This window comes from Pantoea sp. S18 (assembly GCF_045689705.1).
Taxonomy (GTDB): domain Bacteria; phylum Pseudomonadota; class Gammaproteobacteria; order Enterobacterales; family Enterobacteriaceae; genus Pantoea; species Pantoea symbiotica.
This window is the reverse complement of sequence record NZ_CP142688.1, coordinates 891336-914715: the sequence shown is the minus strand read 5'-3', so window position 1 is coordinate 914715 and position 23380 is coordinate 891336. Positions and strand designations below refer to the sequence as shown.

The 23380-nt window shown below is 56.5% G+C and carries 23 protein-coding genes, 1 tRNA gene and 1 pseudogene; 8 read left to right on the top strand and 17 right to left on the bottom strand.

The window, feature by feature from the left end; all coding sequences use genetic code 11:
* Positions 1 to 26: 26 nt before the first annotated feature.
* From VIJ98_RS04105 to hpxU, 11 genes are all read right to left on the bottom strand, one after another.
* Complete coding sequence (locus VIJ98_RS04105) at positions 27 to 866, bottom strand: flagellin (protein ID WP_238541715.1); 840 nt, start codon at positions 864 to 866, stop codon at positions 27 to 29.
* A gap of 301 nt (positions 867 to 1167) precedes the next feature.
* Entirely contained in the window at positions 1168 to 3366 is a 2199-nt protein-coding gene (gene katG / locus VIJ98_RS04100) for a catalase/peroxidase HPI (RefSeq protein ID WP_323272388.1), read from the bottom strand.
* A gap of 270 nt (positions 3367 to 3636) precedes the next feature.
* Positions 3637 to 3972, bottom strand: coding sequence for a hydroxyisourate hydrolase (gene uraH / locus VIJ98_RS04095; protein WP_008105232.1), 336 nt, complete (start codon positions 3970 to 3972; stop codon positions 3637 to 3639).
* Entirely contained in the window at positions 3969 to 4463 is a 495-nt protein-coding gene (gene uraD, locus VIJ98_RS04090) for a 2-oxo-4-hydroxy-4-carboxy-5-ureidoimidazoline decarboxylase (protein WP_323272386.1), read from the bottom strand. The genes uraH and uraD overlap by 4 nt, the downstream gene beginning before the upstream one ends.
* Positions 4464 to 4465: 2 nt before the next feature.
* Positions 4466 to 5731, bottom strand: coding sequence for an allantoate amidohydrolase (hpxK, locus tag VIJ98_RS04085; protein ID WP_323272384.1), 1266 nt, complete (start codon positions 5729 to 5731; stop codon positions 4466 to 4468).
* Positions 5728 to 6963 carry an alanine--glyoxylate aminotransferase family protein gene (locus VIJ98_RS04080; protein WP_154153816.1) on the bottom strand — a complete coding sequence of 412 codons (1236 nt, stop codon included), beginning with the start codon at positions 6961 to 6963 and terminating at the stop codon, positions 5728 to 5730. Before VIJ98_RS04080 ends, hpxK begins: the two co-directional genes overlap by 4 nt.
* A gap of 21 nt (positions 6964 to 6984) precedes the next feature.
* Positions 6985 to 7716: an amino acid ABC transporter ATP-binding protein gene (locus tag VIJ98_RS04075; RefSeq protein WP_007887180.1), complete on the bottom strand. Its 732-nt coding sequence runs from the start codon at positions 7714 to 7716 to the stop codon at positions 6985 to 6987.
* The gene (locus VIJ98_RS04070) at positions 7697 to 8353 is read right to left on the bottom strand and encodes an amino acid ABC transporter permease (RefSeq protein WP_036648539.1); all 657 of its coding nucleotides are present in this window, start codon (positions 8351 to 8353) and stop codon (positions 7697 to 7699) included. The genes VIJ98_RS04075 and VIJ98_RS04070 overlap by 20 nt, the downstream gene beginning before the upstream one ends.
* A complete protein-coding gene (locus tag VIJ98_RS04065; RefSeq protein ID WP_061717544.1) occupies positions 8353 to 9018 on the bottom strand; it encodes an amino acid ABC transporter permease in 666 nt (221 codons plus the stop codon). The genes VIJ98_RS04070 and VIJ98_RS04065 overlap by 1 nt, the downstream gene beginning before the upstream one ends.
* Before the next feature lie 3 nt (positions 9019 to 9021).
* Positions 9022 to 9807, bottom strand: a complete 786-nt coding sequence (locus tag VIJ98_RS04060) for a transporter substrate-binding domain-containing protein (RefSeq protein ID WP_008105226.1) — start codon at positions 9805 to 9807, stop codon at positions 9022 to 9024.
* Positions 9808 to 9999: 192 nt separating this feature from the next.
* A complete protein-coding gene (hpxU, locus tag VIJ98_RS04055) occupies positions 10000 to 10839 on the bottom strand; it encodes a MurR/RpiR family transcriptional regulator HpxU (protein WP_061717545.1) in 840 nt (279 codons plus the stop codon).
* Positions 10840 to 11045: 206 nt separating this feature from the next.
* Here hpxU and VIJ98_RS04050 point away from each other — a divergent pair, with 206 nt between their 5' ends.
* The 4 genes from VIJ98_RS04050 to hpxZ are packed head-to-tail and all read left to right on the top strand — an operon-like array spanning position 11046 to position 14610.
* Positions 11046 to 12632, top strand: coding sequence for a gamma-glutamyltransferase family protein (locus VIJ98_RS04050; RefSeq protein ID WP_323272379.1), 1587 nt, complete (start codon positions 11046 to 11048; stop codon positions 12630 to 12632).
* Between the two features lie 12 nt (positions 12633 to 12644).
* The gene (gene hpxX, locus VIJ98_RS04045; protein WP_061723592.1) at positions 12645 to 12830 is read left to right on the top strand and encodes an oxalurate catabolism protein HpxX; all 186 of its coding nucleotides are present in this window, start codon (positions 12645 to 12647) and stop codon (positions 12828 to 12830) included.
* On the top strand, positions 12827 to 14224 hold the full coding sequence (locus VIJ98_RS04040; RefSeq protein WP_154153828.1) for an AtzE family amidohydrolase: 1398 nt from the start codon (positions 12827 to 12829) through the stop codon (positions 14222 to 14224). The genes hpxX and VIJ98_RS04040 overlap by 4 nt, the downstream gene beginning before the upstream one ends.
* A 2-nt stretch (positions 14225 to 14226) precedes the next feature.
* The gene (hpxZ, locus tag VIJ98_RS04035; RefSeq protein WP_008105221.1) at positions 14227 to 14610 is read left to right on the top strand and encodes an oxalurate catabolism protein HpxZ; all 384 of its coding nucleotides are present in this window, start codon (positions 14227 to 14229) and stop codon (positions 14608 to 14610) included.
* Positions 14611 to 14657: 47 nt separating this feature from the next.
* On the opposite strand, the gene puuE is transcribed toward hpxZ, so the two are convergent.
* Genes puuE through VIJ98_RS04020 form a run of 3 tightly spaced genes read right to left on the bottom strand, consistent with a single transcriptional unit; the run spans position 14658 to position 17097 of the window.
* Positions 14658 to 15617: an allantoinase PuuE gene (gene puuE, locus VIJ98_RS04030; protein ID WP_154153831.1), complete on the bottom strand. Its 960-nt coding sequence runs from the start codon at positions 15615 to 15617 to the stop codon at positions 14658 to 14660.
* 29 nt (positions 15618 to 15646) lie between these two features.
* Positions 15647 to 16378: an allantoin racemase gene (hpxA, locus tag VIJ98_RS04025; protein WP_154153834.1), complete on the bottom strand. Its 732-nt coding sequence runs from the start codon at positions 16376 to 16378 to the stop codon at positions 15647 to 15649.
* A complete protein-coding gene (locus tag VIJ98_RS04020) occupies positions 16375 to 17097 on the bottom strand; it encodes a GntR family transcriptional regulator (RefSeq protein WP_008105218.1) in 723 nt (240 codons plus the stop codon). The genes hpxA and VIJ98_RS04020 overlap by 4 nt, the downstream gene beginning before the upstream one ends.
* A 145-nt stretch (positions 17098 to 17242) precedes the next feature.
* Between VIJ98_RS04020 and VIJ98_RS04015 the strand changes: the two genes are divergently transcribed.
* On the top strand, positions 17243 to 18736 hold the full coding sequence (locus VIJ98_RS04015) for an NCS1 family nucleobase:cation symporter-1 (protein ID WP_154153837.1): 1494 nt from the start codon (positions 17243 to 17245) through the stop codon (positions 18734 to 18736).
* A gap of 91 nt (positions 18737 to 18827) precedes the next feature.
* On the opposite strand, the gene VIJ98_RS04010 is transcribed toward VIJ98_RS04015, so the two are convergent.
* Together VIJ98_RS04010 and dnaQ are read right to left on the bottom strand one after the other, a co-directional pair.
* A tRNA-Asp gene (locus tag VIJ98_RS04010) sits at positions 18828 to 18904 on the bottom strand.
* A gap of 134 nt (positions 18905 to 19038) precedes the next feature.
* Entirely contained in the window at positions 19039 to 19770 is a 732-nt protein-coding gene (dnaQ, locus tag VIJ98_RS04005; protein WP_008105216.1) for a DNA polymerase III subunit epsilon, read from the bottom strand.
* Here dnaQ and rnhA point away from each other — a divergent pair.
* Positions 19724 to 20291, top strand: a pseudogene (gene rnhA, locus VIJ98_RS04000) (ribonuclease HI). The gene dnaQ and the pseudogene rnhA overlap by 47 nt on opposite strands.
* Here rnhA and VIJ98_RS03995 read toward each other — a convergent pair.
* Positions 20276 to 21010 (bottom strand): class I SAM-dependent methyltransferase, encoded by a 735-nt coding sequence (locus VIJ98_RS03995; protein ID WP_323272376.1) that lies wholly within the window; start codon positions 21008 to 21010, stop codon positions 20276 to 20278. The pseudogene rnhA and the gene VIJ98_RS03995 sit on opposite strands and share 16 nt — an antisense overlap.
* A 40-nt stretch (positions 21011 to 21050) precedes the next feature.
* Here VIJ98_RS03995 and gloB point away from each other — a divergent pair, with 40 nt between their 5' ends.
* Both gloB and mltD read left to right on the top strand, forming a co-directional pair.
* A complete protein-coding gene (gene gloB / locus VIJ98_RS03990; RefSeq protein ID WP_154153846.1) occupies positions 21051 to 21806 on the top strand; it encodes a hydroxyacylglutathione hydrolase in 756 nt (251 codons plus the stop codon).
* A 71-nt stretch (positions 21807 to 21877) separates the two neighbouring features.
* On the top strand, positions 21878 to 23251 hold the full coding sequence (gene mltD, locus VIJ98_RS03985) for a murein transglycosylase D (RefSeq protein ID WP_036648534.1): 1374 nt from the start codon (positions 21878 to 21880) through the stop codon (positions 23249 to 23251).
* Positions 23252 to 23380: the final 129 nt, after the last annotated feature.

Genomic DNA, 23380 nt, shown 5'->3' with positions numbered 1-23380 from the left:
GGAGATGTTCCCTGCGTTTCAATGCACTATCCCAGCAAATTCAACGCCATTTTCGCGATGCCATTGCCTTGATTTAACATTGCCTGGCTGCTTTGCATCAGCATGTTCATGCGTGTCATTTTCGTCACTTCCATGGCGTAATCTGCATCGACGATGGTACCGATGTTAATATCGGTATTGTCGCGCATATTGCTCAGGTTAGCGTCGGTGTACTGCAAACGGTTGATGTTAGAACCGAATTCACTGCGTACTGACTGCACTTTTTCCAACGCTTCACTGACAAGATCAATGTTGTCGTTCGCCGTTGTCGCATCTTCCAGCGCACCTGGGTTACCCGGAACGGTCACTAGGTTTAACATCGCATCCACAGAACCCTGCAACTTGCTATCCAGGTTTACTTTCAGCACTTCATCACTTGAGCTACCAATCTGGAATTGCACGGTAGAAGTGAACTTGCCTTTTACTTCCGGTGGGATCACGCTCTGCAATAACGGCTCAGATCCGTAACGAGTATTACGCATAATGCTATCCATTTCGCTGAACAACGCGTCGTACTCTGACTGCATCGCACTGCGATCTTCAGCGCTGAAACTGTCATCGGCTGCCTGAGTAGAGAGCTCCTTCATGCGCTGCAGCACGTTGGTCACCTCTTCCAGCGCGCCTTCACCCAGCGACATCATCGCACTCGAACGTGCGATATTGTGCTTCGCCACGGTCATGCCATTGGATTGTGACTGCAAGCGGGTGGCGATTTGCAGACCTGCCGCATCATCAGCCGCACTGTTAATACGTTTGCCGGTTCCCAAACGCTGCATGGCAACGCTCAGCGCATCAGTGGCTTTGCCCAGCGATCGGGTTGAAGTCATGCTTATAGCATTGGTATACATCGATATTTTCATAATTATTTATCCTACTGTTGTTGCTCCGTTGTGGGCCTTTTGCGCACCTACTTAAGAGCGTCACAGGAGTGAGCGTATTTTAGTGTTCGAATCCTTTAAGAACCGGTTTGAGTCAGGTCTTACGATTTTCGCCCGATCAGGCAGCATTATTACGCTGTTTTTTCAGCGTAAAATTTTAATAATCTCGACATTAAGTGAAAAAACAGCAAAAAATAAGGCAGCCACTTTCGGCTGCTTTGCTTTGAAGTTGAATAGCTTCTGCTGGTGATTACAGCTCGAAGCGATCCAGATTCATCACTTTGGTCCACGCAGCCACAAAGTCGGTCACGAACTTCTGCTTCGCATCGCTGCTGGCATATACCTCAGCCAGTGCGCGCAGAATAGCGTTCGATCCAAACACTAAGTCGGCACGTGTGGCGCTGAACTTAACTTCACCGTTCAGACGATCGCGACCTTCAAACAGCTCTTCGCTCTCGTCGGTGGCTTTCCACGCGGTACGCATGTCGAGCAGATTGACGAAGAAGTCATTGCTCAGCACGCCAACGCGATCGGTGAACACGCCGTGCTGGCCGCCGTCGAAGTTGGTGCCCAATACGCGCAGCCCACCAATCAGCACCGTCAATTCTGGCGCGCTCAGCGTCAGCTGCTGTGCTTTGTCTAACAGCAGCGTTTCGGTTGAAGAACCTTTCGGGCTGCGACGATAGTTGCGGAAACCATCGGCCAGCGGCTGCAGGAAGTTGAACGACTCAACGTCGGTTTGATCCTGGCGCGCATCAACACGGCCCGGCGTAAATGGCACTTGCGTTGCCACGCCAGCGGCTGAAGCGGCCAGTTCGATACCCACGCTACCTGCCAGCACAATCACATCGGCCAGCGACGCTTTGCCGGATTCCTGCTGAATCTTCTGCAATGTTGGCAGCACATCATTGATTACACTGGCATTCACCGCCCAATCTTTCTGCGGCGCTAACGCCAGACGTGCACCGTTGGCGCCGCCACGTTTGTCACCGCCACGGAAGGTCGATGCTGAAGCCCAGGCCACTGAAACCAGCTGGCTGACGCTCAAACCTGAAGCAGCAATGCGCGCTTTAATCTCGCTGATATCAGCGGGCGTTGGCTGATGAATCGCCTGCGGTAACGGATCCTGCCACAGCAAATCTTCCTTCGGCACTTCCGGACCAATGTAACGCGCTTTTGGTCCCATATCGCGGTGCGTCAGTTTGAACCACGCGCGGGCAAAGGCTTCATTGAACGCCTGCGGATCGTTGAGGAAGCGGCGCGAAATCTTGCCAAACTCTTCGTCAAAACGCAGCGTCAGATCGGTTACCAGCATGGTCGGTTTACGTTTTTTCTCCGGATCAAACGGATCCGGGATAATCGCTTCGGCATCAACCGCTTCGAACTGGATTGCGCCCGCTGGGCTGTGCGTCTGTACCCATTCGTATTTGAACAGGTTCTCAAAGAAGTAGTTGCTCCACTGCGTTGGGGTTTGCGTCCACACCACTTCCAGACCCGAAGTGATGGCATCTTTACCTACGCCGCTGCCGTAGCTGCTGGTCCAGCCGAGGCCCTGCGCTTCAATCGGTGACTCTTCAGGATCAACGCCAACGTGGCTGGCATCTGCCGCGCCGTGAGTTTTACCCAAGGTATGGCCACCAGCAATCAGCGCCACGATCTCTTCGTCGTTCATGCCCATGTTGCCGAAGGTAGCACGAATCGCTGGAGCAGCTGATTTAGGATCGCCGCTGGCTTCCGGACCTTCCGGGTTAACGTAAATCAGACCCATTTCGGTGGCGCCCAACGGTGCATTGGCAAGCGCTTCTGGATGGCGATGCGCCAGCCATTCGGTTTCGTGGCCCCAATCCACATCCATATCCGGTTCCCACACGTCTTCACGACCGGCACCAAAGCCGAAGGTGCGGAAGCCCGCGTTTTCCAGCGAGACGTTGCCCGCCAGAATGTAGAGATCGGCCCAGGAAATTTTCTGACCGTATTTCTGCTTCACCGGCCACAGCAGGCGACGCGCTTTATCAAGGCTGACGTTATCCGGCCACGAGTTCAGCGGAGCGAAACGCTGCTGACCACGACCAGAACCGCCGCGACCATCGATGGTGCGATAGGTACCCGCGCTGTGCCACGCCATGCGAATGAACAGCCCAATATAGCTGCCCCAGTCGGCTGGCCACCAGGATTGCGAATCGGTGAGAAGTGCGCGGATATCGGCTTTTAATGCGGAGTAATCCAGCTTGCTGAATTCGTCGCGGTAGTTGAAGTTGTCACTAAGCGGGTTGGAACGGTTGGAGTGCTGGTTTAACAGGTCGACGCGTAACATATTGGGCCACCAGTCGCGGTTGGATGTCCCGCCACCAGCGCCACGCGCCAGAACACTTTTCTCTTCAGACGCCCCGTGATGAAAGGGGCACTTGCCTGCGGCTGCTGCATTATCGTTATTGTCGTGCGTGCTCATGTTTATCGGCTCCATTGGCTTCACATTGCTTTCTAATATGCGACTAAGATTAGCTGCACTTTCGCCAGGAATATATTTGGATGAACCGAAGGTTTTGATAGTTACTGGCTTTCAAGCGCAGCGCGTGATGCGCTTCGCAAAATGGGTGTGGACCAGGTCGCCATGAATGGCGACCCTACAAGGGACAGATATGGGAATTTATGCGGCAATAGGCCGGTTTCGGTTTTGTAGGGTGCGCATTTATGCGCACCGGCCGTGATTAAACGCGGATCAGCTGCCGCGATAGGTTGACCATGACCACGGCGAGATGAGAAACGGCAGATGATAATGGCTGCCTGTGGCACCAATCACGAAATCGATCTGCGCGCTTACATAAAGCGCATCGCGCCCTTCGGCGGCAAAGTAGTCGCCGATCTCTGCCGTCAAACGATAATGGCCCGGTGCCAGCGGTTCGGGCGTCAGATCTTTGATGCGTCCGTCGCTGTCGGTTTTCCCTTCCACCAGCGGCAGCCAGCCTTCCGGGCTATTTTGCTCGAGCGAAACCGCCACGCCAATCGCCGGTTTGCCCAGCGCGGTATCGAGAATATGCGTCGTAATGGTGCTCATGTGATGCTCTCCTTTAGCCGCAACAGGGTAATTTCGCGCAGCTGCGCCAGCGCTTCACGCTGTTCACTCGCTGCATCGTTGTTAAGCCGACGCTGCAATTCTGCCAGCATCTCTTCGCCGCTGCGCCCTTTGGCGCGAATCAGAAACACCCGGCCAAACCGCTGCTCATAGGTTTGATTGCCCGCCAGCATCGCCAGCTGCAGCGCGCCGTCCGCCTGCTGCATCGCCGACTGCTCACTGCGCGACAGCGTGGCCTCTTTGTCCGCGCCCGCCACTTTGTCACCAATGCGCGGATGGGCACTCAGCGCCTGCTCAAGATCAGCGGCTTGCCACCGCTGCGCCAAACGATCGGCTTCTGCCTGTAATGCCGCAACGTCGGCATAAGGCCGTGCCGCCACCAGCGCCTGTTGCCAGCCGGGAATCGCTACGCAGTGGGCGATCGCCGACTGTGCGGCTTCGGGTAACAACTGATTAAAACTGACCAAATCCATCTTTATTCCTTAGCGCGGGCAATATCGCAAACCGCTTGTAGATACGCCTGCACGCCCAGCGCCACATCATCCGATTGTACCGATTCCGCCGGATGATGGCTGATGCCGCGATGGTTGCGCACAAACAGCATGCCAACCGGCCAGCGCTCAGCGATAGCAATCGCATCGTGTCCCGCGCCGCTTGGCAGCGACAGGCTGCGCCCTTGCACGGTTTCAACCGCGTGGCTCAGCGCCTCCTGCAAGCGCGCATCACAGGCAGTGGCGGCAATCTGGTAATACGCGTTAGAGCTGAAGGTTAAGCCGCGACGCAGCGCAATCGCCTGCGCCTGAGTGAGCAGCGTGGAGAGCAAACGCTCCAGCGGCTCATCCTGCGGACCACGCACGTCGAGCGACAGCTGCACTTCGCCGGGGATCACGTTGACCGCGCCCGGCAAGCAGCTCAGCGTGCCGACGGTCGCCACCAGCTGCGGATCATGCTCCTGCGTGGTGTGTTCAATAAACACCATCCATTCGGCGGCAGCGGCCAGCGCATCTTTGCGATGCGTCATCGGCACGGTGCCCGCATGGCCGGCTTCACCGATAAAACTGCAATTGAGACGACGCGCGCCGTTGATTGCCGTCACCACGCCAAGCGCCAAATCTTCCTGCTCAAGGCACGGACCTTGCTCGATATGCAGTTCCAGATAGGCGGCGATCTCATTGACATCACGCGCCGCATCGAAAATTTTCGCCGCATCGAAACCGACGTCCTGCATCGCTTCTGCCACGGTAATGCCATTGCCATCAGGATGCGTCACCCAACTTTCCGGCCAGCTGCCGGTAATGCCACGGCTGCCGAGCAGCGTAATGCCGAAGCGCGTGCCCTCTTCGTCGCCGAAGCCGACAATCTCAATCGCCAGCGGCAAACGCTGCTGCCGATCGTGCAGCCACTGCACGGTTTCGATGGCACTTAACACGCCGAGCATGCCGTCGTAGCGACCGGCGTTGCGCACCGTATCCAGATGCGAACCGAGCAGCAGCGCCTGCGCGCCCGGCTGCGCCGCTTCGTAGCGACCGCAAATGTTGCCCACCGCATCCTGCCACGTCGTCATGCCCGCGGCCTGCATCCAATCGCCGACGCGCGCGTTGGCGCGCAGCTGTTCCGGCGACAGATAAACGCGCGTCAGGCCATCTTCGCTTTCGCTGATCTCAGCCAGCGCATCACAGCGCGCCATGACGCGAGCGGCGGCGATCTGCGCCTCGCTGGCGGTCATCAGGCTTTTATTCATGCGCGGCTCCCGTAAAGATCCCACGCCGCCTGCATTGCTGCGCCTTGCGTGGTGCGGAAGCCAACATGATTCAGCACCGCTTCCAGTGCGCTTAAGGTCATCATCACGCAATCTTTACGCGCGTTGTAACCCATGGTGCCGATGCGCCACACTTTGCCGTGCAGCGGACCAAACGAAGTACCGATCTCGATGCCGAAATCTTCCAGCACCAGTTTGCGCACCTGATCGCCATTCACGCCCTGCGGGATCACCACGCCGAGCACGTTATTCATTTTATGTCGCAGATCGCCGAAGGTTTCGAGGCCCATGCCCTGAATGCCTTTCAGCAGCGCATCGCCATGCAGCTTATGGCGCGCGATGCCGTTATCTAATCCTTCCTGCATCATCAGACGCGCACATTCACGCGCGCCAAAGAGCGCGGTAGTGGCTTCAGTGTGGTGATTAAGGCGTTCCGGGCCCCAGTAATCCATGATCATGCCGAGATCGAAATAGTTGGAGTAGATCATCTCGTCGTCACCATCCTGATGATCGGCGGTGCGGATGCCCTCTTCCACGCATTTACGTTTGCGGATTACTGCTTCCATCTGCGGGCTCAACGTGATTGGCGAGGTGCCGGACGGTCCGCCGAGGCACTTCTGCATGCCAGCCGATACCGCATCCAGGCCCCACGTATCGGTTTCCAGCGCATTGCCGCCGAGCGATGCGGTGGCATCGGTGTAGAACAGCACGCCATATTTCTGGCAGATCGCGCCTAACTCTTCCAGCGGTTGCAGCATGGTGGTCGAGGTATCGCCTTGCACCGTCAGCAGCAGGCGCGGCTGCACTTTTTTGATCGCGTCTTCGATCTGATCCGGCGTAAACACTTCGCCCCACGGCACTTCAATGGTGTGCACTTCCGCACGGCAGCGGCGGGCGATTTCACACAGCAAATGACCGAAACGGCCAAACACCGGCACCAGCACTTTGTCGCCCGGACGGATCGCCGACAGCAAGATCGCTTCGATACCGGCGCGTGAAGTGCCGTCGATCAGCATCGTCCAGCGGTTTTCAGTGCGGAATACGCCACGGTACAGCGCCATCACTTCGTTCATGTAGTGCGTCATCGCCGGATCGTACTGGCCAATCAGCTGGCTCGACATGGCGCGCAGCACGCGCGGATCGGCGTTGATCGGGCCCGGTCCCATCAGCAGACGCTGTGGCGGATTGATTTGCGAAAATTGGCTGATATCCATGTTGTATTCCTTAAAGAAAACTTAGAGGCGGACCGTGGAGATAAATTGCTTCAGCTCCGCCGTTTGCGGATTGGCGAACAGCGTTTTACTGTCGCCCTGCTCCCAGACGCGCCCCTGATGCATAAAGACCACGCGATCGCCCACGTCGCGGGCGAAGTTCATTTCATGGGTGACGAGAATCAGCGTCATGCCTTCGGCGGCCAGTTGCTCCAGCACTTTCAGCACTTCGCCGACCAGCTCGGGATCGAGCGCGGAGGTGATCTCGTCACAGAGTAAAACTTTGGGCTGCATCGCCAGCGCACGGGCAATCGCCACGCGCTGCTGCTGACCGCCTGACAGATTGGCCGGGTAGTAATTGATGCGCTCACCGAGGCCGACTTTCTCCAGCATCTGCGTTGCCAGTTCACGGCATTCGGCTTCGCTTTTCTTCAGCACGCGGCGCGGCGCCAACATCACGTTTTCCAACGCCGTCATATGCGGGAACAGGTTGAAGTTCTGGAACACCATGCCGACCGAGCGGCTGATTTCACGCGCCTGCGATTCGCGGTCGGTAATGGTCATGCCGCCGAGTTTGATGCTGCCTTCCTGATAGCCTTCAAGCCCGTTCATGCAGCGCAGCAAGGTACTTTTGCCCGATCCGCTGCGGCCGATAATCGAGATCACTTCGCCGTGATCGACATCGAGATCGACACCCTTCAATACATGGTTGTCGCCGTAGTACTTCTGTACCTGATTAATGGTGATGAGCGGCATTGAATTTTTTCTCCAGGTACTGGCTGTAACGCGACAGCGGATAACACATCAGGAAGTAACCGAGCGCCACCAGGCCAAACACCTTGAACGGCTCATACGTCACGTTATTCAAAATGGTGCCGGCTTTGGTCAGCTCGACGAAACCGATAATCGAAGCCAGCGCGGTGCCTTTAATCACCTGCACGGCAAACCCAACCGTTGGCGCGATAGCGATACGAATCGCCTGCGGCGCCACTACGCGAAACAGCGTTTGACCAAAGGTCAGGCCGAGACAGCGCGACGCTTCCCACTGCCCTTTTGGCAGGGCGCGAATGCTGCCGTACCAGATATCCACCAAAAACGCGCTGGTGTAGAGCGTTAAGGCCAGCGAGGCGGCGGTCCATGGCGCTACATCGATGCCGAACAAGCCGACGCCGAAGAAAGCAAGGAACAACTGCATCAGCAGCGGCGTGCCCTGAAACAGCTCGGTGTACGCGCGCACAAAGCGCATCGGCCATTTACGCTTCAGCAGGCGCATAAACAGCAGCGGTAAAGTCACCAGCGTGCCGCCAAAAAACGCCACCAGCGAGAGTAAAATTGTCCAGCGCGCTGCCAGCAGCAGGTTGCGCAGGATGTCCCAGTCGGTAAATTGCGTCATCATGCCGGCTGCGCTCCCAACCATTTACGTCCCAGCGCCAGCAGCAGTTGGCGCATGGCAATCGACAACGCCAGATAGATCAGCGTGGTCACGAAATAGACTTCAAAACTCAAAAAGGTGCGCGACTGAATCAGGTTGGCGGCGAAGGTCAACTCTTCGTACGACACCTGCGACACCACCGATGAACCGAGCATCACAATGATGCATTGGCTGACCAGCGCCGGATAAATGCGCTGCAGCGACGGCGGCAGCACCACGCGGATAAAGGTTTGCGTGCGGGTCAATCCCAGCACACGCCCCGCTTCCCACTGGCCGCGCGGCGTCACCTGAATCCCGGCGCGAATAATTTCGGTGCTGTACGCGCCCAGGTTAATCAACATCGCCAGCAGCGCCGCTTCGCCCGCCGTCAGTTTCAGACCGAGATTGGGCAAACCAAAGACGATAAAAAACAGCTGCACCACAAACGGCGTATTGCGGATCAGCTCGACATACAGGCCCCAGATGCGGCTCGCCCAGCTCGGTTTACCGCTGCGCAGCGCCGCGCCGAGAATCCCGAGGCTGACGCCGCCCACGGTGGCGAGCACGGTGATCTGAATCGTGACCCACAGTCCGGCCAGCAACTCTGGCCAGTGCGGCCAGAGATCGGCAAAGTTAAGCTGCGCCATGCTTTATGCGCCGAGGTTGGCTGGCAGCGGCGCTTTCAGCCACTCTTCCGACAGCTTGTTCAGCGTGCCGTCTTTGATGCCCTGCTCAATCAGCGCATTAACTTTCTCTTTCAGCGCCGGCTCATCTTTTTTCAGGCCGATGTAGCACGGTGAATCTTTCAGCATGAACTGGGCAACCGGTGCTTTCGCGGCGTTCTGACGTGCAATGGCGGCGACAACCAGGTTACCGGTGGCAACGTATTGCACTTGTCCGGACAGATAAGCCGACAGCGTGGTGTTGTTATCTTCATAACGCTTCACCTGGGCGTCTTTAGGTGCGATATCGCTCAACACCATATCTTCAACTGCACCGCGCGTGACGCCGATGGATTTGCCACTCAGCGCTGCCGCATCTTTCAAGGTTTCACCTTTCGGGCCAAATACGCCAAGGAAGAACGGCGCATAAGCTTGGGTAAAATCGATCACTTTCTCGCGCTCGGCGTTTTTGCCCATGCTGGAGATCACCAGATCGACTTTATCGGTCTGTAGATACGGCACGCGGTTGGCGCTGGAAACCGGCACCAACTGCAACTTCAGTTTCATCTGTTTGGCGAGATACTTCGCCATGTCGATATCGTAGCCCTGCGGTTGCAGGTCAGTACCCACGGAACCGAACGGCGGGAAATCCTGCGGAACCGCCACGCGGATCACGCCACGCTTCTGGATATCCTGCAGCTGATCGGCCATTGCACTCCCGACCTGCGCCATCAGCAATGCCGCGCCCGCTACCGCTAATAATACTTTTTTCATTATGCACCCCGGTGAGTTTACGTGAAACAAAAGATTCTTGGTGAATCATTCTGCAACTAATGTGCCAACCGCAGTGCCGGGGGAAGAAAGGGAAAAAAACGTGGATTTACCGCGTTGCAGGCAGCAAAAACGGGCATCGCGCCCGTTGGAATTAACGATCAAAAACAGTGCATTGCACCATGATGGCGCCCGTTATCGGTGTTCCAGCTCGTCGAGATGTTGATAAAGATCGGCAATTTGATGGATGCGCTGACGGCCCTGCGACAACATTTCATGCAGCAACGCATTCGCCAGCAGGTTTACCAAACTCATGGCGGAGGCGTAGCTATCAAAGGCGGAAACGCTGTCGAGCGGTGCGCAAAGCTGCCAGCGCGCCAGCGTGATAATGCCCTGCGCCTGCGGCTCACACAGTGCCAGCACCGGGATGTTGCTCTGCTGCAGCTGCTGCATCAGCGGACGAATGATGCGTGGACGGCGGCGAAACGCCATCACCACCACGATATCATCGGGCGTGATATCCACCAGCTCTTCGCCCAGCGTCTGGCCCGGCTGCGGCAGCACATGCACCTGCGGACGCGCCTGCATCAGCTGCTGACGCAGGTGCAGCGCCACCGGATAGGCGTTACGCATACCGATGATAAACACCCGCTTTGCCGCGCCCAGCACGCTAATCACCTCGCCAAACTGCTGCGGATCGATGCTGTTGACCCACTGCGTCAGATTCGCCATCTCTTGCTTATAATGGCGCGATAGCAAGGTGTTGCCCTGCACCGCATCGCGATTATCGGTGAGCGGCATGCCGCTCTGGCGCAGGATGCGCAGCTCATCGCGCATGTCCTTGTACTTCTCGTAACCGAGACGCTTGAATAAACGGCTAACCGTGGCCTTCGACACGCCGCTCAGTCGCGCCAGCTCGGCGCTGTTGTAGCTGATCAGGTCATCAAAATGGTCAAACACGAAGTCGGCAATGCGCTGCTCCTGCGGCGACAGTTGCGGATAGTGACTACGAAGGCGTTCATCAAGTTGTTTCATCATCGGTCCTGTAACTTTCGTTTCACCACAAGCTAGCATAAATCGATCCAGATTGATGTCCGACCAAAACTGGAACAGCTCTTGCTTAGATTTATGCAGTATTTGCCAGGTGCGCACAAATCCGCACCGCACGGTTGTAGGGTCGCCATTTATGGCGACCACTGTTCAGATGCACCCTACAAGCCATAACAGAGAAAGAGTTCACTATGATACAGAGCAACATGGCACCGCTAGGCATGGCGGTTACGCCACATCATCTCGCCAGCGAAAGCGCCTTAGCGGTGCTGCGCGAAGGCGGCAATGCGCTGGAAGCGATGGTGGCCGCCGCTGCCACTATCGCCGTGGTTTACCCGCATATGAACGGTTTAGGTGGCGACGGCTTCTGGCTGGTGGTGCCGCCACACGGCGATCCCATCGCCATTGACGCCAGCGGCGCGGCCGGTTCACTGGCGCATCTCGATTTCTATCACGGCGAAACGCATATTCCGCATCGCGGACCGAAAGCCGCCTTAACCGTTGCGGGTACCGTGAGCGGTTGGCAGGAAGCGTTGACGCTGGCGCAGGAACTCGGCGCTACGCCGCTGCCATTAACCCGCTTGCTGCGCGATGCGATTCGCTATGCCGCCGACGGCATTCCGGTCACCGCCTCGCAGGCCGCCGCTACCGCCGCCAAACAGCATGAGTTGCAGCATCAACCCGGTTTTGCCGCCACCTTTTTACCGGACGGCAGCGTGCCGGTTGCAGGCAGCCGCTTCACCCAACCGGCGCTGGCGAACACCCTGAGCATGCTGTGCGATCACGGACTCGAGAGTTTTTATCGCGGTGAACTGGCGCACCATCTGGCGCGCGAAATGAGCGCGCTGGGGATGCCAATCACGCTGGAAGATTTGCAGACGCATCAAGCCCGCCGCTGCACGCCGCTGCATCTGGCGCACAGTGAAGGCGATATCTGGAACATGACGCCACCAACGCAGGGTTTGGTGTCGCTGGCGATCCTCGGCATTACCGATCGGCTTAATATGGCTGACGCCAATGAAGCACAAACCGTGCACCGCATCGTCGAAGCCACCAAAAAAGCCTTTGCGCTGCGCGACAAGCACATCACCGATCCGCGCCACATCGACATTGATGTACAGAGCCTGCTGGATGCTGAACATCTCAGCACGCTGGCGGCGCAGGTGGACGATCACCAAGCGGCTGCGTGGGGCACCGGGCGCGGACCGGGCGACACCGTGTGGATGGGCGTGATGGACAGTAGCGGGCTGGCCGTTTCGTTTATCCAGAGCGTCTATCACGAATTCGGCAGCGGCGTGGTACTGCCTGGCACCGGCATCACCTGGCAAAACCGGGGGGCCGCTTTCAGCCTGCAACCCGACCATTTGCTGGCGCTGCAGCCGGGCAAACAGCCGTTCCACACGCTGAATCCCGCCGCCGCGCGCCTCAAAGATGGTCGCACCATGGTGTACGGCTCGATGGGCGGCGACGGCCAACCGCAAACCCAGGCGGCGATTTTCACCCGTCACGTGATTCAGGGGCATCCGCTGCAACAGGCGGTGAGCGCGCCGCGCTGGCTGCTGGGTCGCACGTGGGGACAATCATCCGATTCGCTCAAGCTTGAAGCGCGCATCGCACCGGAAACGGTGCAGCAGCTGCGCGCACTCGGCCATGAGGTTGAACTGCTGCCCGATTTTAGTGAAGTGGTCGGCCATGCAGGTGCGATCGTCAGACACAACAACGGCATGCTGGAAGGCGCGTTCGATCCGCGCAGCAACGGCAGTGCCGCCGGTTTCTAACGGAGATTATTGATGAGTTCACAACCGGACTGGGCCACCTATATCGCCCAAATGGAACAGATTCTGGCGCTGGAGCTGGATGATGCGCGTCGCGCCGAGCTGCTGACACAGTTCAACCGCATCGCCGCGATGGCCGAGCCGCTGATGGCGCTGCCGCTCGACGATCGGCTGGAAGTGGCGGGAGTCTTTCATCCATGAAACTGTCGTCATTATCGATTAACGCCCTGCAGCAGGCGCTGAGTCAGGGCGAGATCAGCGCCCGCGATATCGCACAACATACGCTGGCGGCGATTGAACAGCATAATCCCGCAATCAACGCCTGGACCGAAGTTACCGGCCAGCGCATGCTGCGCGAAGCCGATCAGATCGATCAGCAGCGCCAGCGCGGCGAAACCTTGCCGCCGTTGGCCGGCATTCCTTACGCGGTGAAAAACCTGTTTGATGTCGCCGGACACAGCACCTTAGCCGGAGCCAGCCTGTTCAGCGAACGCGCGGCGGCACGCGAGGATGCGTGGGCGGTGAGCAAACTGCGTCAGTCTGGCGCGCTGCTCTCCGGCATGCTGAATATGGATGCCTACGCGTACGGCTTTACCACCGAAAACACCCATTACGGCGCGACGCACAACCCGCGCGATTTAACCCGCGTGGCAGGCGGATCGTCCGGCGGTTCGGCAGCGGCGGTGGCGGCGGGTTTAGTGCATTTCTCGCTTGGCACCGACACCAACGGCTCGATTCGCGTGCCTGCTTCGCTGTGCGGTATCTTCGGTCTTAAACCGACCTTTGGCCGCCTGTCGCGCAGCGGCAGCCATCCGTTTGTCGCCAGCCTCGATCACATCGGCCCATTTGCCCGTTCGGTTGAAGATTTGAGCCTGGTGTACGACACCTTGCAAGGTACCGATGTCAGCGATGCCTTCCAGGCCGCGCAGCCCGTTGCGCCAGCCAGCGCCGGGCTCAGCAAGGGCGCAGAAGGCGTGCGCAGCGCGGTACTCGGTGGGTTCTTCTCAACCTGGTGCAGCGATGAAGCGCGCGCCGCCGTGGCCGTTGCGGCTAAGGCGCTGCAGGCAATCGACGAAGTAACCTTACCGAATGCAGAAATCGCACGTTCGGCGGCCTTTATCATGACCGCCGCAGAAGGCGGCAATCACTACTTGCCGATGCTGCGCACGCAGCCCGAGCAGTTCGAGCCCAACTCGCGTGAACGCTTGCTGGCCGGTGCGATGCTGCCCTCGGCGTGGTACGTGCAGGCGCAGCGTTTCCGCCGTCACTTCCAGCAGCAGGTGCTGCCGCTGTTTGAGCAGTTCGATGTGCTGATTGCACCCGCCACACCGTGCACCGCCACCACCATCGGCCAGGAAACCATTCACATCAACGGCCAGCATTTGCCGACGCGCGCCAGCATGGGCATGCTGACCCAGCCGATTTCGTTCCTCGGTTTACCGGTCTGCACCGTGCCGCTGCAAACCGCCAGCGGCTTGCCGATTGGTTTACAGCTGATCGCCGCACCGTTTAAAGAACATCTGGCACTGCGCGCCGCCTGGGCGCTGCAACAGCAAGGGCTGACGCTGCCACAAACCACCTTAATGGACGCCTGAAGATGACACCTGAACATATCGATCGCCCGGCAGTGCTCGCCGAAGTCACCGCCGCCTTTTACCGCTACGAGCAGGCGTTGATCAGCAATGACGTTGAAGTGCTGGATGAGCTGTTCTGGCACGACAAACGTACCGTGCGTTTGGGCGCGGGTGAGAATTTGTATGGCATTGATGAGATTCGCGCTTTCCGCGCGGCACGTCCGTCGAAAGGGTTGGAGCGCGAGTTACGTAATACGGTGATTACCACTTTTGGCGATGACTATGCGGTGTGCAGCACCGAGTTTACGCGTGAAGGCGTGGAGAAGATTGGACGCCAGCAGCAGACATGGGTGCGATTGCCGTGCGGCTGGCGGATTGTCGCGGCGCAGGTGAGTTTGATGAGTTAAGGTGTTAGCGGAAAAAATCGGTCGCCATAAATGGCGACCCTACAAATTCAGGATGTTGGTGCCGGATGCGTTTCGATCCAGTGATCGGCGATCTGCTGCCGCGTACACACCCACACATCCTCATGCTGCTGAATGTGATCGAGGAAGCGCTGCAAGCCACGGAATTTCCCCGGACGTCCCAGCAAACGACAGTGCATGCCAATCGACATCATCTTCGGTGCGGTTTCGCCCTCTTCGTACAGCACATCAAAGGTGTCGCGCAGATAGGTAAAGAACTGCTCCGCGGTGTTGAAGCCCTGCGGCGAGGCGAAGCGCATGTCGTTGCACTCCAGCGTGTAAGGGATGATGAGATGCGGTTTGACCGTGCCGTCCTGACAAGTGACTTGCGTCCAGAACGGTAAATCGTCGCCGTAATAGTCGCTGTCATAGCTGAAACCGCCCTGCTCGACCACTAAACGTCGGGTGTTTGGGCTGTCGCGGCCGGTATACCAGCCGGTTGGCGCTTTGCCAAACAGATCGGTTAACACGTCCACCGCCTGCTGCATGTGCTGGCGCTCGGTTTTTGCGTCCATCGCCTGATAGTGGATCCAGCGCCAGCCGTGGCTCACCACGTCGTAATCCGCCGCTTTAATCGCTTCGACGATCTCCGGATGCCGCGCCAACGCCATCGCCACGCCAAACACCGTTAGCGGCAAACCGCGCTTTTGAAACTCATTATGAATACGCCAGAAACCGGCGCGTGAGCCGTATTCATACAGCGAATCCATCGACATATGACGATCGGCGTAGCTGGCCGCACCGATAATATCGGAAAGAAACTGCTCGGAACCGGCGTCGCCATGCAACACGTTATTCTCAGCACCCTCTTCGTAATTAAGAACAAACTGCACCGCGACGCGCGCTTTGCCCGGCCACTGCGCATGCGGCGGGTTGCCGGCATAACCGATCAGATCGCGTGGATAGTTTTTGTTGAAGCTGTACTCTTTCTTTCCAGATACATCATTCATTCTGTAAGTTCCTGTCGCTCAACCAGTGGTTAGTTTAGGTGCTGAAAGACTCCGCTGAGCGGTTTTTCGAGGGGATAATCGAGATCGCCGTGCTTGCTGGTGCCAAAGCCTAACGCCACCAGCGACTCCACCATTTTTACTGCGGCGCTGACGCCGTCGATCACCGGAATGCCCAGCTCTTTAGTGAGATCCTGCGCCAGCGTGGCCATGCCGCCACAGCCCAACACTATCGCCCCGCTGCCATCTTCGCGTTTGGCCTGCATGCAGCGCTGACGGACTTTCTCCTGCGCCACACCGCTGCCGTCTTCCAGCGCCAGCACCGGCAGATCGATAGCATGCAGCGCAGCACAATGGTGAGTGAAGCCATATTGCTGCAGCAGATGGCGTGCAATCACCAGCGTGCGCGGCAAGGTGGTGACAATCGAAAAGCGCGTCGCCACCAGCGTGGCGGTGTGCATGGCCGCTTCCGCGATGCCAATCACCGGTCCGCTCGCCAGCTCACGCGCCGCCAGTAATCCCGGATCGCCAAAGCAAGCAATGATATGGCCGCTCACGCCTTGCGCTTTGCCGCGTTTCACCTGCTCCAGCACGCCAATTGCCGCGATGGCTTCATCAAAATGCCCTTCAATCGACTCCACGCCGTGCGTTGGACACACCGCCAGAATCTCAGTGCCCGGCGCGGCGACGGCGCGCGCGGCGGCGCCAATGGTTTCCGTCATCGCTAAGCTGGTGTTGGGATTGATGACCTGAATCAGGCTCATGATGCCGCTCCTTTGTTACCGGCAAATAACCGGGTGAAATCAGGCAAGGTTTCGCCGCTGCGCTCAAAGTGCAGGCTGGCAACAATGTGTTCGAAGTGATGCTGCAGTGCGGCAGTCAACGCCGGCAGATCTTTTTGCCGCAGCAGATCCACCAGCCGATCGTGATGATCGCAACGGCAGCCGCGCTGCCACGGTGCACCGTAAGCGGCAATCACCAACGACGAACGCTGCGTCAGGCGCGTCACCATATCGGTGAGCACTTCGTTACCGGAGATCGCCTGCAGCTGAATATGAAAAGCGGCGGAGAGACGAATCGCGGCAGCACCATCGTGCTGGTCGTGTGCTTGCTGCTCTTCTTCAATTAGCACGCCAAGCGCCGCTAAGTGCGGTGCCTGTACGTGGCTCAGCACCGCTGGCAAATTGGCGCACTCTAATAAACTGCGGGTGGCAAAGATGTCGCGGGCTTCATCAACGCCCGGCGTCGCCACCTGTGCACCACGTCGGGGCGACAAGGTGATCATTTGCACCGCGGCGAGGCGTTGCAGCACCTTGCGGATGCCGGTGCGGCTCACGCCGAAGACGTCTGATAACGCTTCTTCCGGCAATTTACTGCCAGGCGGCAACTGATGCTCAACGATGGCGGTCAGCAGCGCCTGATAGATAGGTTCATCGCGATCGTTCAGATCGGCAGCCGTTTTCTGGCCTGTTTCACTCTTCATTACCTGCTCCGGTAAGTGACTGTGTGCTGCACATCGTATACGTGAAATTAATTTTTTGTATACAAGAAATCAATTCTGGCCTGGATCCTGCAATACCGTTTCACGATGTGATTATTATTCCATGATGTAGAGAGGAGCAGGTTTCATGCCAAATCATTCTGAAGTGACCTCTGCGGTGGCCTCTGAAGCCAACGCGCAATACAGTCCACGCCTGTGTAACGAAGATCTGGCGCCGACGCGCGACCAGAACTGGTCGTGGTACAACATCTTTTCTTTCTGGATGTCGGACGTGCACAGCATGGGCGGCTATGTGGTGGCCGCCAGCTTCTTTACCCTTGGGCTGGCGAGCTGGCAGGTGCTGCTGTGCTTGTTAGTGGGCATCTGCATTGTGCAGCTGTGCGCCAATCTGGTGGCCAAGCCGAGCCAGATGGCGGGCGTGCCCTATGCGGTGATTTCGCGCCAGGCATTTGGTGTGTTCGGCGCGAATATCCCGGCGATTATCCGCGGGCTGATCGCTTTCGCGTGGTACGGCATCCAGACTTATCTGGCGGCCAACGCGCTGATGCTGGTGCTGCTGAAGTTCTTCCCAACCCTTAGCAGCATGACGCAAAGCAGCTGGCTCGGCTTATCACAGTTGGGCTGGTGCTGTTTCGGCGTGATGTGGTTGCTGCAGGCGATGGTGTTCTGGCACGGCATGAGCGCGATTAAACGCTTTATCGATGTCGCCGGTCCGGCGGTGTATGTGGTGATGGTGGCGCTGGCGGGCTGGATTGTATACAAAACCGGTTTTGACGGTATCTCCTTCACGCTGGCCAGCAAGCAGTTGAGCACTGGCGAGCAAACCTGGCAGATGATCACCGCCACCGCGCTGGTGGTCTCCTACTTCTCCGGTCCGCTGCTGAATTTTGGAGACTTCTCGCGTTACGGCAAAAGCATGGGCGAAATTCGTCGCGGCAACCGCTGGGGCTTACCGTTCAACTTCTTGCTGTTCTCGATTGTCACCGTGGTGATTGTTTCCGGTACCCAATCGCTGTTCGGCAGAATGATCACCGATCCGATTGAGACCGTCAGCATGGTGGGTAACGACGTGGCGGTGGCGATTGGCCTGCTGACCATGATTATCGCTACCATCGGCATTAATATTGTGGCGAACTTTGTCTCGCCAGCGTTCGACTTCTCTAACTGCTCACCACAGAAAATCAGCTTCCGCACCGGTGGCATGATCGCAGCGGTTGGCTCGGTGTTACTGACGCCGTGGAACCTGTTCCAGTCGCCAGAACTGATTCACTACACGCTGGATGTGCTGGGCTCGTTCATTGGGCCGTTGTTCGGCATCCTGGTGGCTGATTTCTATCTGATTAAACGCAGCAAAGTCTACGTTGATGATCTGTTTGATGACACGCCAAAAGGACGTTACTGGTATCGCGGCGGCTTCAACCCGAAAGCAATTGCTGCGCTGCTGCCGTCGGTGGGCATTTGTCTGGTGATCAGCTTTATTCCTTCACTGCATGCAGTGGCGAACTTTAGCTGGTTTATCGGTGTGGCCTTGGGTGCAGGCTGCTATCGCTGGCTGGCGCGCGCGGACCGCGAAGAGTCTGTGGCGGCGTATCGCACGACGGTGGCGGTGCAGAAGGATTAAGTTGGTAATGGTCGCCATGAATGGCGACCCTACGTCGGTTTGGAAAAAGCAAAAAGCCGATGCATTTCTGCATCGGCTTCTTTAAATAGATTGGCGGAACGGACGGGGCTCGAACCCGCGACCCCCTGCGTGACAGGCAGGTATTCTAACCAACTGAACTACCGCTCCGCGCTTTGTTCCCCGTCGAGAACGAGGCGCATATTAATAGCAGCTCTCGTACCCGTCAACGCTTTTTATGTGGGAATGTTTCGTTTGGCGTTTTTTTCAGCTTAACGTCGATTTTCCACGCAAAATCAGCCGTTTTACACACGCCACAGGCAGCTACCGCCCTTCTTTTGCACTAAATCCAGACGACCTTCGTGCGCAATAATCTCTTCATCGCTGGCGCTGACAACGCGCAGACCTGAACTCGGACGCACTATCCGCTGAATGTTCTCACCGCCGCCCTGATTGTTCTGCTCACCATCGAGTGAAAAGGCCAGCGAGGTTTGACCGCCGGTCATCATCAGGAACACTTCGGCCAGAATCTCGGCATCGAGCAGTGCGCCGTGCAGCGTACGCTTGCTGTTGTCTATCTCATAACGGTTGCACAACGCATCGAGGCTGTTGCGCTTGCCGGGATACATCTTACGCGCCATCGCCAGGCTATCGGTGATCTGGCAGAAAGTTTCGGTTTTGCCGATATCCCGCTTCAGCATGCCGAATTCGTAATCCATAAAGCCGATATCGAACGATGCGTTATGGATCACCAGCTCCGCGCCACGGATGTACTCAAGGAATTCGTCGGCGATATCCGCAAACATCGGCTTATCGAGTAGGAATTCATCGGCGATACCGTGAACGCCGAACGCTTCCGGATCCACCAGCCGATCAGGCTTCAGATACATGTGGAAGTTGTTGCCGGTCAGGCGACGGTTGATCACCTCAACCGCACCAATTTCAATGATGCGATGTCCTTCATAATGCACACCGATCATGTTCATGCCGGTGGTTTCGGTATCGAGGACGATCTGGCGGTTATTTGCAGTGCTCATAGGACTCGTTTTATGTCAGACTTGGCGTTTTGTCAGAAGGAAGTCTACCAGAGATGCGCAAACAGGTAGAAATATTCACCGATGGATCTTGCCTGGGCAATCCCGGTCCCGGCGGCTACGGCGCCATTTTGCGTTATGGCGCGCATGAAAAAGAGTTCAGTACGGGTTATCGCCTCACCACCAACAATCGCATGGAAATGATGGCGGCTATCGTGGCGCTTGAAGCGTTAAAACAGCCGTGTGAGGTGGTGCTCAGTACCGACAGCCAATATGTTCGTCAGGGCATCACCAGCTGGATCCACAACTGGAAGAAGCGCGGCTGGAAAACCGCCGATAAAAAACCGGTTAAAAATGTCGATCTGTGGAAACGCCTCGATGTGGCGCTCAGCAACCATGAAATTAAGTGGGAATGGGTAAAAGGTCACGCGGGGCATCCGGAGAACGAACGCTGCGACGAACTGGCGCGCAGCGCGGCGGGAAATCCTACTCAGGATGATATCGGCTATCAGGTTGAATCCTGATCCTTCACTTCACGAAACTGGCGCGTAACGTTAACCGTTTGACGTAGCTGGCTTTGATTCAGATTCTTTTTCATTTTGGTGGGCGTTAACGGGAACGTGCGTTTACGTGCCACCACAATGTTCAAACAACCGAGCGCCGGTAAATGCGCGCTGATCACCCTGCCGCCCTGCCGATGCCACGGCACCACCTGAAAACGCGTGCGGTACACTACTTCATAATTCAGCAGGCCCAGCCAGTCGAGCAATCGCACCTGGCTAAACATCCTTCCACTCCACGGCGCGCGCGAGTGCAAACCCGGAATGCCTTTGCTAATCCCTAATAGACTGAAAGGATTGAAGCCGCTGATGATCATCCAGCCATCATCGATCAATACCCGGTCCACTTCGCGCAGCACGCGGTGCGGATCCTGACTCCACGCCAGCGTGTGCGCCAGCAAACAGGCATCAACTGATTTAGATTCAAAGGGTAATTGCGTGTTATTGGCGATAACCTGTAACTCATCGCCCTCAATGCCCACATTCACCTGATGCGATATGGCACACTGGCTGGTGTTGATTTCTGCGCTGAGGCTGCCAATTTTAAGCATATGAAAGCCATACAGCTTGCCGAGATAAGGCTGCAGTTGCTGAGTGAGCGCGTCGCGAAAATAGTCTCCCATTGGCATATCGCGCCAGGAGCGCGGTGCAGTCAGGATTTGGCGTGTTTTAGCCGGCTTCATGCTCTACCATTTTCCTTTTTCTACGACCTGAGAGGTGTTTATGAATCTTACCAGCATTCCCGCATTGCAGGATAACTACATCTGGACACTGACGGACGATGACAATAACTGTCTGATTGTCGATCCCGGCGAAGCACAGCCGGTGCTGGATAAAATCAGGGCCAATCATTGGCAACCCGTGGCGATTTTGCTGACGCATCATCATCACGATCACGTGGGCGGCGTGGATGAACTGCTGCAGCACTATCCCGATTTGGCGGTTTTCGGTCCACAGGAAACTGCAGATAAAGGGGCAAAGCGTATTGTGGCCGAAGGCGATGAATTTACAGTTCTTGGGCTAAATTTCCGTGTCATCGCAACACCTGGTCACACTTTAGGACATATCTCATATTTCAGCTCTCCTTATCTTTTCTGTGGAGACACGATGTTTTCCGGTGGCTGCGGACGTTTATTTGAAGGCACCGCAGAACAAATGTTCGAATCATTTCAGAAGCTTAATCAACTCCCTGCAGATACTCTTGTTTGCTGTGCGCATGAGTACACTTTATCCAATATGAAGTTTGCTGCGGCTATTCTGCCCCATGACCCTAAAATTTTGGCAAGGTATCAGCAAATTAAGGACTTACGCGCAGAAAACCGCATTACTTTACCGACAAAACTGGCCTTAGAGCGGGAAATAAATTTATTTTTACGCACGCAAGATGCTGATTTACAACAGGCTTTAGGCACTAATGTGTCATCGTCAGCGTTATGGCAAACTTTCGCCGATCTACGCGAGAAGAAAGACCGCTTTTGATATTTGAGGTTGTGTTGTGGTGGACCGTCACGTATAGTTGCTCGTCTTTTAAGCGAACTATTGACACACACATGAAGGCTAAAGCGATCTTACTCGCCTCGGTCTTGCTGGTAGGATGTCAGGCATCAAGGAATGACGCCAATATCCCCGTACAGCATGCCCAGAGTCTGTCTTCAGCTGGTCAAGGTGAAAATGGAAAGTACGGAGATCGATTGTTGTCGCCGCGATGGCAGGATGATGGAACAAGCCTCGCAGAAGATACTGATCTCTGGAATCACATTAGTGACGAGTTGAAGATGGGGATTCCGGAAAACAGCCGGATCCGCGAACAAAAAACAAAATTTTTAAAAAATAAGAGCTATCTCCACGATGTAACATTACGGGCAGAGCCGTACATGTACTGGATAGTCGAGCAGATACAGAAACGTAAAATGCCGATGGAACTGGTACTGCTACCCATAGTGGAGAGCGCTTTTGACCCACACGCAACATCTTCTGCGAATGCCGCCGGCATCTGGCAGATTGTTGCACAAACGGGCAAAAACTATGGTTTGAAACAGAACCAATGGTACGACGGACGCCGCGATGTGGTGGCCTCGACCAAAGTAGCGCTGGATATGATGCAGCGTCTGAACGGTATGTTTGACGGTGACTGGTTACTGACCATCGCCGCCTACAACAGCGGTGAAGGACGTGTGCTGAAGGCGATGAAACAGAATAAGGCGCGCGGTAAGCCGACTGACTTCTGGAATTTATCGCTGCCACGCGAGACTACGGTTTACGTACCTAAAATGTTGGCCTTGAGTGAGATTCTCAAGAACAACAAGCGTTACGGTATCAAACTGCCGACCCCGAACGAGAGCCGTGCATTAGCTCGCGTAGAGGTGGGACAGCAGATTGAACTGACGCAGGCCGCCGATATGGCCGGTATGTCTCTCAGCAAGCTGAAGACATTTAATGCCGGTTATAAAAACGGAGCCACAGCGCCAAATGGACCGCACTACATTATGGTGCCGAAGTCCAACGTTGCTAAGTTGCGCGACTCACTGGCTTCCGGTGATATCGCTTCCGTGCAGCCTACCGAGATGGCGAAAGTCAGCGCGGCAGGAAACAGCTACACGGTACGCAAAGGCGACACCTTGTCTGGTATTGCCAGCAAGCTTGGCGTAAGCGTCAGTGCACTGAAACAGCAGAACAATCTGCGCAGCGCTTCAGTTCGTACCGGTCAGACCCTGACCGTGAGCGGCAAAGCGAGCACGCAATTGGCTGATAACGGCAACAGCATCACCTATCGTGTACGTAAGGGTGATTCTTTTGCCAGTATTGCAAAACGTCACGGTGTGAATACCAAAGATGTTATGCGCTGGAACAGTGACGCTAAAGACATTCAGCCGGGCGACAAGCTCACGCTGTTTGTGAATAATAGCGCAACACCTGATACCTAATGCCCCGAAAAGGCTGACTTTTGTCAGCCTTTTTCATTTTCTGCTTCCGCTAAATGCTGCATATCACCTGTTTAGGCACTAACTTACCCTTCGCAGTATGACTTCGATTGTTGCTAGATGGGAGCTCGA